The organism is Moorena producens PAL-8-15-08-1, from assembly GCF_001767235.1.
GTDB classification, from domain to species: Bacteria; Cyanobacteriota; Cyanobacteriia; order Cyanobacteriales; family Coleofasciculaceae; genus Moorena; species Moorena producens_A.
In genome coordinates this window covers 8957537-8971992 of record NZ_CP017599.1, presented here as the reverse complement: position 1 = coordinate 8971992, position 14456 = coordinate 8957537, and the positions used below count along the sequence as shown (strand labels likewise).

Sequence of the window (14456 nt, the reverse complement as noted above, 5' to 3'; positions counted from 1 at the left end):
TTGGTAGGCTTGCTGTGAGGGGATGAGCGTTTTGGGAAAAGGGGAAGCTGACGCATTTCATGGGATTGTCTGGCCGATTACTCTCAGTCTTAGAGTTCCCGGCACTGTTGGTCAGAGTCACACTTGTCTCGTAGCGCCATCATCCCAAGTGCTGTTAGGGGGTAGCCAAAAAATAGACCTCTTGCAAAAGCTTGTAGGGTGGGAAAAAATAGTTTGGTTCAAATGAGTCTTGTAGATAATATTACTTTGCCCACCCTACTTGAATTGGTATTTTTTTTACACTCACACCACACCCCACACCTCATAAGGGTAGGTTTTTTACAAAGACCTCAGGTGTTGGGTTTAGGGTGTGGGGTGTGGGGTGTGGGGTATAAGAAAGCGATGCAGCTTCGGAACAGGGGGTTTCCCCCGGAGACCAAACCTGATTACGTTGAGCTTTTATGGTTGGTAGGCTCCTTGACGCGCGCCTTAGAATAAGGCAGCCAAAATGGTTGGTCGGCTATGGGAAAAAGGGTTAAAACTTATTGATTAGCGTGATTTGCGCGGTCTTGGGGAGGCAGCGCGGTCTTGGGGGTCCCCCCCGGAGACGAAACCTTAGACAGGCTCGCCTTTATGGTTGGTCGGCTATGCACAAAAGGGGTAAAACTTATTGATTAAGGCGAGCCTGTCTTACGGTAACTTCTAACCATGAGCGACTGCCGTGGTTTCCCCCATGAGCGACTGCATCAAGACAAGGCTGCCTTATTCTTACGGTAACTTCAAATGCAGATGCATGGGGTTTAACTTATTGATTAGCGTGATTTGCGCGGTCTTGGGGAGGCAGTGCCGCCAAAGGGGGTTTCCCCCATGAGCAACTGCCGTGGTTTCCCCCACTCGCGCAAAGCATGGCTGACAAGGCGAGCCTGTCTTACGGTAACTTCTAACCACTCGCTATTGCATCAAGACAATGTACTTAATTTGTCGTTAAAAATCATCATTTATTCGTTGTTTTCCTTTTCCTATGCTGAGGTTAAGTCCCATGTTTGACCCTAATGTAAAAAACCTACCCCTGTGGGACACCCCACACCCGGTCACCCCACACCCCACACCCCAGTTGTTAGCGTACGCAATAATAAGGGGAAAACCAGGAAATAAACGGACTCGACTGAGGTGAATCAGCCACTAACTCTACTACTCCGTTTTTATTAACAATCCATCGATTAGCTTCAATAATTCTAGACCTACCTGAGTTACCTGGATTAGCAGCATTAGCAGCATGTACACGATTTTTCCGGCGGCGAGCGCTGTGGCGAGGTAATGGACGTAAATCCACCCACAGGGTTTGACCCCGAAGCGGTTTAGTGGGGTCTGTGGGTAAACCACCCCGGCCAAATTGGGCAAATTGATTGCCCTGATTGGTACCGCAACCAGTGGCAACTAGCAGTTTGGGATTAACAAAATTGTCTGGTAGCTCGAATAATCCCGCGCTAGGGTCAGAGTATGGTGCATTAATTTCGACAGTACCGCTAAAGGAAGCTCCCAGTTGGGAAGAGGCGGTAATATCACTGTCGGGGGTTTGTTGTTCTCTAAATTCAGTGCCAAAAATGCCTAAAGCATTGATAATCACTCGTCCGCCAAAGCTATTTACAGCATTGGCCGTGATATCGCTATTGTCTAGGGCAACTAGCAAATCAGTATCGATATCAATATTACCCCCAGTGGCAGTACCTTGGGCATTGGTAGTGATGTTACTGCCATTGCGCATTACAATCCGCTCAGAATCGAGCTCAATATTGCCTTTATCCCCAGCACTGACTTCAGCAGAAAGGGTACCTTGATCTAATAGAATCGATTTAGCAGTAATCTCGAGATTACCAGCCTGGGCATTATCCCCTGAAACACGAGCACTGACGGAAATTTCGGCACCATCACGAACTCTCAAGGTGTTACTGGTAATGGTCACGGAACCCGCAGCCGAGTTACCTTCTGAGAAGGCTGCAATGCGACTACGATACTGAGGGTCTTCTGAAATACCAGTGACCTCTATGTCATTAACATTAAGGAAGATATCCCCAGCTTGACCATCCCCTAAGCTAGACGCAATCACCTGTCCACCATCAAAGATGTGTAACCGTTGAGCATCTATTTCTAAGTTACCGCCATTGCCAGTTGCTTCTTTATCCACGGCAACCAACACACCACTGACCGCGCCAGTAAAATCGACAAAAGCATCACTGACCTCAACCTCAGTGGCGCGAATGGTAATATTGCCAGCATTACCAGGACCAACGGCATTCGCTTGGAGACGTCCCCCTTCAGCGACTCGCAAACGCCCAGTTTCAATCAGTAGATCGCCCCCATTCCCAGTAGTTTCCTCCCTAGTAAAACCAACCGTTAGTGCACTCGTGAATAAGCCGCTAGAGAGTGTACCAGTAGCATTAGTGCCAATCACATCTACCGACTCGGAAGCATACACGGTGATATTTCCGGCATCCCCAGCTCCAGAGGTAGAAGAGATAAATTGTGCACCATCACTGAGAAGCAAACGCTCGGTTTCAATGGTTAAATTGCCGCCAGAGCCCGTGCCTTCTGTACGTGTAAAAAAGCCGCTGGGAAACCTATCATCACGTCCGGTACCTCTCACATCTACCGACCCGGAGGCGTACACGGTGATATTTCCAGCATGCCCAGCTCCAAAGCTAGAAGAGCCAAATTGTGCTCCATCACTGATAACTAAATGTTCGGTTTCAATAGTTATATTGCTGCCAGGGCCAGAGCCCTCTGTAAATGTAAAAAAGCCGCTGGAAAATAGACCATCAGGTGAGCTACCAATGACTGAGACTTCCTTAGCTGTTACGGTTACACTGCCACCATCCCCATCCCCCCGATTAATCGAGGTGATCTCAGAGCCATTACGCAACTCCAAAACTGGAGTTTCAACAACCACCCTCCCTGCATTGCCAGTTGCTCCAGGTCTGGCGTCGCTCTGGATCATCCCAAGTTCTTCAGAGCTTGTACCTGAGAGCATCACAGATTCTGTCGCCGTAATGGTAATCTCACCAGCATTACCGGAGCTCAAGGTGCTGCTAGTTAGAGTACCCCCGCTCACCTGCAATTGTTTGGTATCAATTACTAGGTTGCCCGCATTGCCATTACCCCGGGCAATGCTTGAGACGAAGGTTGATGGATTCACTTCCAGCAATGAGCCCACATTTAACCTAATATTGCCACCACTACCCGCATCAAAGGTATCGGTGGAAATTCTGCCACCATTGTTGAGTATCAATTTGTCAGTATTAATGGTTAAGCTGCCACCATGGCCTGTGCCAAACGATTCGGAAAATAAGCCGCTCCTAGCTTCCACATTCGGATTAAAGTTAGCTGGATTGAAAGGATCTTCGGGTAAGGAGACTCCGTCAGTGCCAAGGTTTTCTAAAGACACTTGCAGGGTGTAAGTCTCCCCCACTTTTGGGGTTGGGCCCTCGATCAATTCATTATTCGTAGCAGTAGAGCCGAAGGCAGCGACTCCGAGTAAGTAAACCCCTGGTTCAGTGATGGTGGTATCAATTAAGGAGTCGTAGGTAAAACTGCCAAAGATTTCTATACTGCCATCGCCACCATCAGTGGCCAAAGAATCCTCATTGACCTCTAATAATTCTCCTGTACCCAGATTAAACAGGTAAATCCTGGTGTCTACGTCACCGTCTTCCCTAGTAAAGCCATTGTCGATGTCGAAAATCGCTCGACTGTTTCCAGTAGTGATACTAAAGGAGAAGTAATCGATTTGATTTTCGGCTGTACCCAATACCGTGGTGCCATTAATAATCTGTTCTGGAGTCCGTTCAATGGACACATAGGGTATTCCCCCAGCTCCAGATTCAGCTACGTTGGGATTGGGGTCAGTAATAAACTCGAGATCATTTAAGTCAAAGGTGTCTAAGTCCAAGAAAGGATTAGGGACAAAATCCCGACTTTCCCCAGATATGGTGACACTTTCAGTAGCATTAATGGTAATATCTCCAGCATTACCTAGGTTGGTGGTAGCCGTGACAATCTGTCCGCCAGTTTCCAAGACTAAGGTATTGAGATTAAGTGCGATCGCACCGCCATTACTACTACTGTTGGTAACTGTACCGATAAATCCCCGATTACCTAGATTCAGTGACCCTTCGGAATTGTTAATGGTAATCTGGCCTCCAAAGCCACTGGTATCAGCAGCGGAACGAGTTAGAATCCCACTAAATAAGCCATCCTCAGTGAAACCGGAGATATTAATGGCACCATTGGCATTAATCTCAATATTTCCTGATGCGCCATTGCTATTGGTAACAGTTTGAACTCTTGAGCCACCAGTGATAGTAAGAGCGCTAGTGGTTAGCTCTATGAAACCGCCATTACCAATCGCTGAGGTTAGTAAATCATTAGCAATCAAACTCTTGTCACTGAGAGTGGTATTGCCAAGAGCGTTAATAGTAATATTGCCAGCTACGGCATCTGGTATTGATGCTCCATCTGTCAATCCAGCTTGTAACTCACTGGCTGACATGTCAAAATTAGCACTATTGATGGCAATATCTCCGCCATTGACATTAGTGACATCTACCAAGCTACCGTTAGTCAAGGAAACATCAGCTCGTTGGACTCCATCGGGAAAACTAACGGATGTTGCACCATTGAGTGTAACGGTGCCTGGACTGGATAATCCTCCTAATTCCACCCGTCCTCCTGGCACTTCAACGGTGGCACCATTGAGGTTAACTTCACCCCCAAGTAAAGCCATAGTTTGCCCTGTCTCTATGCCTAAAGTAGCTCCTATCACGTTTACTGAGCCAGGATTGCTACCATATTGCAAACCCGTGGGAATGTTAATGGTTAACAATGGTGGGGCGTTTGGATCACTAGCGCTAAAGTTGAAACCATTATCAAATACGGCACTATCGGCAGTGCTAGCCACAAAGGAGCCTGCGACATCTAAGCTCGCATTAGCTCCAAAGTTAATACCATTGGGATTAAGCAAGAATAAATTAGCGCTACCGTTTACTCCTAAGGTGCCCAGAATTTGAGAGAGGTTGTTACCAGTAACACGAGTCAGAATATTAGTAATGCCATCGGGATTAGCAAAATAGACTCGTTGAACATTACCAACATTAAATTCGATAAAACTGTGGAATAAGTTACTATCTCGTATTGCTCCCCCTTCGATTAAATCTGCTACTGCATCACGGATAGTCTGATTAGGAGTAACTATTGAATTCTCATCCCCCAGGGTATTATCTGGGGTAATTTGACCTAGAGTTGGTGAGGCGAGGAATAACCATAGACTACTAACTTCGAGCAATCCCACTAAGCCCAATTGCATTAGTGAAATCGGGTCTTTTGGTAGAGTTGCTGTGAGGGGATTAGCTTTGTGGGAAAAGGGGAAGCTGACGCATTTCATGGATAGACCTGGCCGATTACTCTCAGTTATAGAGTTCCCCCCACTGTTGCTCAGAGTCACACCTGTCGGGTAGCGCCATAGTCCCAAATGCTGTTACCGTACACAATAATAAGGTGAAAACCAGGAAATGAAGGGACTCGACTGAACTGAATCAGCCACTAACTCCACTACTCCGTTGTTATTAACAATCCATCGATTAGCTTCAATAATTCTAGACCGACGTGAGTTAACGGGATTAGCAGCATTAGCAGCATGTACACGATTTTTCCTACGGCGAGCGCTGTGGCGAGGTAATGGACGTAAATCCATCCACAGGGTTTGACCCCGAAGCGGTTTAGTGGGGTCTGTGGGTAAGCCACCGCGCCCAAATTGGGTAAATTGATTACCTTCATCAGTACCGCAACCAGTGGCAACTAGCAGTTTGGGATTAACAAAATTGTCTGGTAGCTCGAATAATCCTGCGCTAGGGTCAGAGTATGGTGCATTAATTTCCACAGTACCGCTAAAGGAAGCTCCCCGTTCGGAAGAGGCAGTAATATCACTATTTGGGGTAAGTTGTTCTCGAAATTCAGTACCAAAAATGCCTAAGGCATTGATAATCACTCGTCCGCCAAAGCTATTTTTAGCATTGGCCGTGATATCGCTATTTTCGAGGGCAACTAGCAAGTCAGTATCAATAGTAATATTACCCCCAGTGGCAGCATTTTGGGCATTGGTAGTGATGTTACTGGCATCGCGCATTACAATCAGCTGGGAATCCAGCTCAATATTGCCGAGATCCCCAGCACTGACTTCCGCAGAAAGGGTAGCGCCCCCGTCTAATAGAATCGATTCAGCAGTAATCTCAAGATTACCAGCCTGGGCATTATCCCCATTACCACGGGCACTAACGGAAATTTCGGCACCATCGCGAACTCTCAAGTTTTTGCTGGTAATGGTCACATCACGTGCAGGGGAGTTACCCTCAGAGAAGGCCGCAATACGACTAGGATACTGAGGGTCTTCTGAAATACCAGTGACTTCTATGTCATTAACATTGAGGATGATTTCCCCAGCTGCACCATCCCCTGAGCTAGACGCAATCACCTGTCCACCATCGAAGATGTGCAACCGTTCAGCATCTATCTCTAATTTACCGCCATTGCCAGTGGCTCCTGAATCGACCGAAACCAAGACACCACTGACCAGGCCAGTAAAATCTTCAAAGGCATCACTAACCTCAACCTCAGTGGCGCTAATGGTAATATTGCCACCATCCCCAGGACCAACCGCAGAGGCTTGGAGACGTCCCCCTTCTGCCACTCGCAAACGCCCAGTTTCAATCAGGAGATTGCCCCCCTTCCCAACAATTTCCTCCCGAGTAGTATCAAGATTTAGTCTACTCGTCAATATGCCGCTAGAGAATGTACCACTAGCATCAGTACCAATCACATCTACCGACTCTGAGGCGTACACCGTTATATGTCCAGCATCCCCATCTCCAGAAGTATCAGAGAAAAATTCTGCTCCATCACTGACAAGCAAACGCTCGGTTTCAATGGTTAAATTGCCACCATCGCCAGATTCCTCTGTAGCTGTAACGAAGGCGCTAGGAACTATACCATTAGGTGAGCGACCAATGGCTGAGACGACCTTAGCTCTTATTGTTACACTGCCCCCATCCCCTTTACCCCGATTAAGCGAGTTGATCTGAGCGCCATTATGCAACTCCAAAACTGGAGTTTCAACAACCACCCTGCCCCCATTCCCACTTGCTCCAGTTCTGGCATTGCTAGCGATTGTGCCCCTAGTTTCTACTCCGAGTATCACAGATTCTGTCGCCGTAATGGTAATCTCACCAGCATTACCTGAGCTTGAGGTGCTAGTACTTAGACCACCTCCGTTCACCTGGAATTTTTTGGTATCAATTACTAGGTTGCCCGCATCGCCACTACCCCGGGAAATGCTTGAGATTCTTGATCGATTCACTTCGAGCAATGAGCCGATAGTTAAGGTAATATTGCCACTATCACCTGCCTGAAAGGTATCGGTGGAAATTCTACCAGGATTGTTCAGTATTAATTTGTCGGTATTAATCGTTAAGCTGCCACCATTACCTGTACCTCTCGATTCCGAAAATAAGCCGCTCCTGGCTTCTTCCATATTAGGATTAAAGTTAGCCGGATTGAAAGGGTCTTTGGGCAACGAGACTCCTTCAGTGCCAAGGTTTTCTAAAGACACTTGCAAGGTGTAAGTGTCCCCGACTTCTGGTGTTGCGCCCTGGATCAATTGATTATTCCTAGCACTAGAGGGGAAGACACCAACTCCGAGTAAGTAAACCCCTGGTTCAGTGATGGTGGTATCAATTAAAGAGTCGAGGGTTGAACTGCCAAAGCTTGCTATACTGCCACCGGCACCATCAGTGGTCAAAGAATCGTCATTGGCCTCTAATAATTCTCCTGTACCTTGATTAAATAGGAAAATCTCAGTATCTACGCTGCCGTCTTCCCTAGTAAAGCCATTGTCGATGTCGAAAATAGCTCGACTGTTACTAGTGGTAATGCTGAAGGAGAAGTAATCGAATTGATTTTCGGCTGCACCCAATACGGTGGTGCCATTAATAATCTGTTCTGGAGTCCGTTCAATGGAAACATAGGGTATTCCTAATGGTCCGGATTCCGCCACGTTGGGATTCGGTTCAGTAATAAACTCCAGAGCATTTAAGTCAAAGGTGTCTAAATCCAACAAAGGATTAGGGAGAAAATCCCGACTTTCCCCAGAGATAGTGACACTTTCGGCAGCGTTAATGGTGATATCCCCAGCGTTTCCGATGTTGCTGGTAAGGGTGATAATCTGTGCGCCAGTTTCCAGGACTAAGGTATTGAGATCCAGTGCGATCGCACCGCCATTACTACTACTGTTGGTAACTGTACCGATAAATCCCCGATTACCTAGATTCAGTGACCCAAAGGCATTGTTGATGGTAATGTTGCCTCCTGTGCCACTGGTGTCAACAGCGGAACGAGTTAGTATACCGCTAAATAAGCCATCCTCAGTGAAACCGGAGATATCAATGGTGCCATTAGCATTAATTTCAATATCTCCTGATGCCCCATTGCTATTGGTAACGGTTTGAACTCTTGAGCCACCAGTGATAGTAAGACCACTAGTGGTTAGCTGTATGTTTCCGCCATTGCCTATCGCATTTGTTTCTATATCATTAGCAATCAAACTCTTGTCACTAAGAGTGGTATAACCATTAGCATTAATAGTTATATTGCCAGCTACGGCATTTGATATACCTGCTCCATCGGTCAATCCAGCTTGTAAACTCGATTGAGACATGTCGAAGTTAGCACCATTGATGGCAATAGTTCCGCCATTGACAGACGTTACATCTACTAAGCTACCGTTAGTCAAGGAAACATCACCTCGTTGGACACCATCGGGAAAACTAACGGATGTCGCACCATCGAGGGCAACAGTGCCTGGACTGGATAATCCTCCTAATTCCACCCGTCCCCCTGGCACTTCAACGGTGGCACCATTGAGGTTTACTTGACCCCCAAGTAAAGCCATGGTTTGCCCGGTCTCCATGCTAATGGTAGCTCCGATCACGTTTACTGGGCCAGGATTGCTACCATATTGCAAACCAGTGGGAATATTGATGGTTAACAATGGTGGGGCGTTTGGATCACTAGCGCTAAAGTTGAAACCATTGTCAAATATTGCACTATCAGCAGTGCTAGCTACAAAAGAGCCTGCTACATCTAAGCGAGAATTGGCTCCAAAGTTAATACCATTGGGATTAAGCAAGAATAAATTAGCGCTACCATTTACTCCCAAAGTCCCGAGAATTTGAGAGAGGTTGCTGCCAGTAACACGAGTCAAAATATTGGTAATGCCATCGGGATTAGCAAAATAGACTCGTTGACCATTACCAACATTAAATTCCAGAAAACTATGGAACAGGTTACTATCTCGTATCGCTCCCCCTTCGATTAAATCTGCTACTGCACCACGGATAGTCTGATTGGGAGTAACTTGAGAATTTTCATTGCCCAAAGTACTATCTGGGGTAATTTGAGCTAACGTAGGTGAGGCAAGGAATAAACATAAACTACTGACTTCGAGCAATCCCACTAAGCCCAATTGCATTAGTGAAATGGTTTCTCTGGGTAGGCTTGGTCTGAGGGGATTAGCTTTGTGGGGTTGGGGGAAGCTTACGCATTTCATGGGATTGTCTGGCCGATTACTCTCAGTCTTAGAGTTCCCGATAGTGTTGGTCAGAGTCACACTTGTCTCGTAGCGCCATCATCCCAAGTGCTGTTACCGAACGCAATAATAAGTTTTTAGCTTGTAGGGTGGGCAAAAATAGTGGCGTTGCTGATTCTAGGTATGGTTTTGCCCCCCTAACCCCCCAATTTTGGGGGGAATAAGACGTTCTTGCGTCCCTCCCGGTGCGCGCCTCGTGGCGAGTAAATCGCCCTTGGGTCGCACCGCAAAGTTGGGGGACCAACGGGGGCTTTAACATGCACCAGATGATTGCGCATTCATTCCTTAATTCAGCAACGCCAAAATAGTTTGATTCAAATGAGTCTTGTAGATAATATTACTTTGCCCACCCTACTTGAATTGGTATTTTTTTTACACTCACACCACACCCGGTCACCCCACACCCCACACCCCAGTTGTTACCGTACGCAATAATAAGGTTCAAACCAGGAAATGAAGGGACTCGACTGAACTGAATCCGCCACTAACTCGACCACTCCGTCGTTATTAATAATCCAGCGATTAGCTTCAATAATTCTAGACCGACGCGAGTTAGCTGTATTGGAAGCATTAGAACCTAAGATAGGATTTTTCCGGCGGCGAGCGATATGGCGAGGTAATGGACGTAAATCCATCCACAGGGTTTGACCCCGAAGCGGTTTAGTGGGGTCTGTGGGTAAGCCACCCCGCCCAAATTGGGTAAATTGATTGCCATCATCAGTACCGCAACCAGTGGCAACTAGCAGTTTGGGATTAACAAAATTTTCTGGTAGCTCGAATAATACAGCACTAGGGTCGGAGTATGGTGCATTAATTTCGACGGTACCGCTAAAGGAAGCTCCCCGTTCGGAAGAGGCGGTAATATCACTGTCGGGGGTTTGTTGTTCTCTAAATTCAGTGCCAAAAATGCCTAAAGCATTGATAATCACTTGTCCCCCAAAGCTATTTACAGCATTGGCCGTGATATCGCTATTTTCGAGGGCAACTAGTAGCAAGTCAGTACCAGTAATAGTAATGTTACCGCCAGTGGCAGTACCTTTCGCATTGGTAGTAATGTTACTGCGATCGCGCATCAGGATTAGCTCAGAATCCAGGATAATATTGCCGTTATCCCCAGCACTGACTTCTGCAGAAAGGGTAGCGCCCCCGTCTAATAGAATCGATTTAGCAGTAATCTCGAGATTACCAGCCTTGGCATTATCCCCATTACCAAGAGCACTGACGGAAATTTCAGCACCATCACGAACTCTCAAGTTATTGCTGGTAATGGTCACGAAACCAGCAGGGGAGTTACCTTCTGAGAAGGCAGCAATGCGACTAGGAAACTGACCGTCCTCTGAAATGCCAGTGACCTCTATGTCATTAACATTGAGGATGATATTCCCAGCGTTACCATCCCCTAAGCTAGAAGCAATCACCTGTCCACCATCGAAGATGTGCAACCGTTCTGCATCTATCCTTAATTGACCGCCATTGCCAGTGGCTTCTTCATCCACGGAAACCAAGACACCACTGACAGTGTCAGTAAAATTGACAAAAGCATCACTGACCTCCACCGACCTTGCTCGAATGGTAATACTGCCAGCATCCCCAGAACCCAGGGCAGAGGCTTGGAGACGTCCCCCTTCTGCCACTCGCAAACGCCCAGTTTCAATCACTAGCTCGCCCCCATTCCCACCAATTTCCTCCCTAGTACTACCAATAAGGAGTCCACTGGTGAATAGGCCGCTAGAGCTTGTACCAGTAGCATTAGTGCCAATCACATCTACGGACTCGGAGGCGTACACTGTGATATTTCCGGCATCCCCATCTCCATCGGTACGAGAGACGAATTGTGCTCCATCACTAACAAGCAAACGCTCGGTTTCAATGGTTAAATTGCCGCCAGGGCCGTTGCCCTCTGCAACTGTAAAAAAGGCGCTGGGAAATATACCATCAGATGACGTACCTATCGCTTCGATCAAATTAGCTCTAACCATTACACTGCCCCCATCCCCATCACCGCCATTAACAGCGATCTGAGCGCCATTACGCAACTGCAAAACTGGAGTGTCAACAACCACCCTCCCGACCTGGCCAGTTGCTCCAAGTCTGGCGTCGCTTCGGATCTCCCCACGCTCTTCAACGGTTGTACCTGAGAGCATCACAGATTCTGTCGCGGTAATGGTAATCTCACCAGCATTACCGGAGCTCAAGGTCCTGGTACTGAGAATACCCCCGATCGCCTGCAATTGTGAGGTATCAATCACGATTGTGCCGGCATTGCCACTACCCCGGGCAATGCTTGAGATGAAGGTTGATGCATTATTCACTTCCAGCAATGAGCCCACATTTAAGGTAATATTGCCACCACCACCAGCATCAAAGGTATCGGTGGAAATTCTGCCACCATTGTTGAGTATCAATTTGTCAGTCTTAATCGTTAAGCTGCCACCATCCCCTGTGCCTCTCGATTCCGAAAATAAGCCGCTGTTGGCTTCCACATTCGGATTAAAGTTAGCTGGATTAAAAGGGTCTTCCGGTAACGAAACTCCCTCCGTGCCCAGGTTTTCTAAAGACACTTGCAAGGTGTAAGTGTCCCCCACTTGTGGGCTTGCGCGCTGGATCAATTCATTATTAGTAGCACTAGAGGGGAAGGCACCGACTCCGAGTAAGTAAACCCCTGGGGAGGTGATAGTGGTATCAATTAAGGAGTCTGTGGTGAAACTGCCAAAGACTGGTAAACTTCCACCGGCACCATCAGCGGTCAAAGAATCGTCATTGACCTCTAATAATTCTCCTGTACCTTGATTAAACAGGAAAATCTTGGTATCTACGTTGCCGTCTCCCCCTGTAAAGCCATTGTCGATGTCGAAAATAGCTCGACTGTTGCTAGTAGTGATACTAAAGGAGAAGTAATCGAATTGATTTTCGGCTGCCCCCAATACGGTGGTGCCATTAATAATCTGTTCTGGAGTCCGTTCAATGGAAACATAGGGAATTCCCCCAGGACCAGATTCCGCCACGTTGGGATTCGGTTCAGTAATAAACTCCAGAGCATTTAAGTCAAAGGTTTCTAAGTCTAAGAAAGGATTAGGGACAAAATCCCGACTTTCCCCAGATATAGTCACACTTTCGGTAGCGTTAATGGTGATATCTCCAGCATTGCCTAAGTTGCTGGTAAGGGTGATAATCTGTCCGCCAGTTTCCAAGACTAAGGTATTGAGATCCAGTGCGATCGCACCGCCATTACTACTACTGTTGGTTACTGTACCGATAAATCCCCGATTACCTAGTTTCAGTGACCCTTGGGCATTCCCTTGGCGATTGTTAATGGTAATGTTGCCACCCGGGCCACTGGTGTCAACAGCGGAACGAGTCAAGATACCACTAAATAACCCATCCTCAGTGAAACCAGAGATATCAATGGTGCCATTAGCATTAATCTCAATATCTCCTGATGCCCCATTGCTATTGGTAACAGTTTGAACTCTTGAGCCACCAGTGATAGTCAGGTCCCTAGTGGTTAGCTGTATGTTTCCGCCATTGCCTATCGCTGAGGTTTCTATATCATTAGCAATCAAACTCCTATCACTGAGATTGCTATTACCTTGAGCGTTAATGGTAATATTTCCAGCTACGGCATCTGGTATCGATCCTCCTGAAGTCAATCCCGCCTGTAACGCACTGGCTGACATGTCGAAGTTAGCACCATTGATGGCAATAGTTCCGCCATTAACATTAGTTACATCTACTACCGAACCGTTAGTCAAAGAAACATCAGCTCGTTGGACTCCATCGGGAAAACTAACGGATGTTGCGCCATCGAGGGCAACAGTGCCTGGACTGGATAATCCTCCTAATTCCACCCGTCCCCCTGGCACTTCAAGGGTGGCACCATTGAGGTTTACTTGACCCCCAAGTAAGGCCATGGTTTGCCCTGTCTGAATGCCTAAAGTAGCTCCGATCACGTTGACTGAGCCAGGATTGCTACCATATTGCAAACCAGTGGGAATATTGATAGTTAACAATGGTGGGGCGTTTGGATCACTAGCGCTAAAGTTGAAACCATTGTCAAATACCGCACTATCAGCAGTGCTAGCTACAAAGGAGCCTGCCACATCTAAGCGAGAATTGGCTCCAAAGTTAATACCATTGGGATTGAGCAAGAATAAATTAGCGCTACCGTTTACTCCCAAAGTCCCGAGAATTTGAGAGAGGTTGCTGCCAGTGACACGAGTCAGAATATTAGTAATGCCATCGGGATTAGCAAAATAGACTCGTTGACCATTGCTGACATTAAATTCGATAAAACTGTGGAATAAGTTACTATCTCGTATTGCTCCCCCTTCGATTAAATCCGCTACTGCACCACGGATAGTCTGATTAGGAGTAACTTGAGAATTTTCATTGCCCAAGGTACTATCTGGGGTGATTTGAGCTAGAGTTGGTGAGGCGAGTAATAAACATAGACTTCCAACTTCTAGCAATCCCACTAAGCCCAATTCCATTAGTGAAATGGTATCTCTGGGTAGGTTTTGTATGAGGGGATTAGTGTTGTCGTCGGAGCTAGATAAGGCATTAGCTTTGTGGGCAAAGGGGAAACTTACGCATTTCATGGACAGACCTGGCCGATTACTCTCAGTCTTAGAGTTCCCGGCACTGTTGGTCAGAGTCACACCTGTGATGAACGGGTGCATCTGATTAAAGCTGTTTGAGCCGGTGTGTGGAACAGGCATCTTGCCTGTTACAATTTCCCGGCGGGCTGTCTCGGTGTGTGGAACAGGCATCTTGCCTGTTACAATTT

The 14456-nt window shown here is 46.9% G+C and carries 4 protein-coding genes; 1 reads left to right on the top strand and 3 read right to left on the bottom strand.

The annotated features are described in order from the left end of the window. Window positions 1-22 precede the first annotated feature (22 nt). Entirely contained in the window at window positions 23-226 is a 204-nt protein-coding gene (locus tag BJP34_RS45085) for a hypothetical protein (RefSeq protein WP_070395966.1), read from the top strand. Window positions 227-1096: 870 nt separating this feature from the next. Here the strand turns inward: BJP34_RS45085 and BJP34_RS32905 are convergent. From BJP34_RS32905 to BJP34_RS32895, 3 genes are all read right to left on the bottom strand, one after another. After that, window positions 1097-5503 (bottom strand): filamentous hemagglutinin N-terminal domain-containing protein, encoded by a 4407-nt coding sequence (locus BJP34_RS32905; RefSeq protein ID WP_149031307.1) that lies wholly within the window; start codon window positions 5501-5503, stop codon window positions 1097-1099. 6 nt (window positions 5504-5509) lie between these two features. Beyond that, window positions 5510-9691: a filamentous hemagglutinin N-terminal domain-containing protein gene (locus BJP34_RS32900; protein ID WP_070395963.1), complete on the bottom strand. Its 4182-nt coding sequence runs from the start codon at window positions 9689-9691 to the stop codon at window positions 5510-5512. A gap of 398 nt (window positions 9692-10089) precedes the next feature. Further along, window positions 10090-14439, bottom strand: coding sequence for a filamentous hemagglutinin N-terminal domain-containing protein (locus BJP34_RS32895; RefSeq protein ID WP_070395962.1), 4350 nt, complete (start codon window positions 14437-14439; stop codon window positions 10090-10092). Between the last annotated feature and the right edge of the window lie 17 nt (window positions 14440-14456).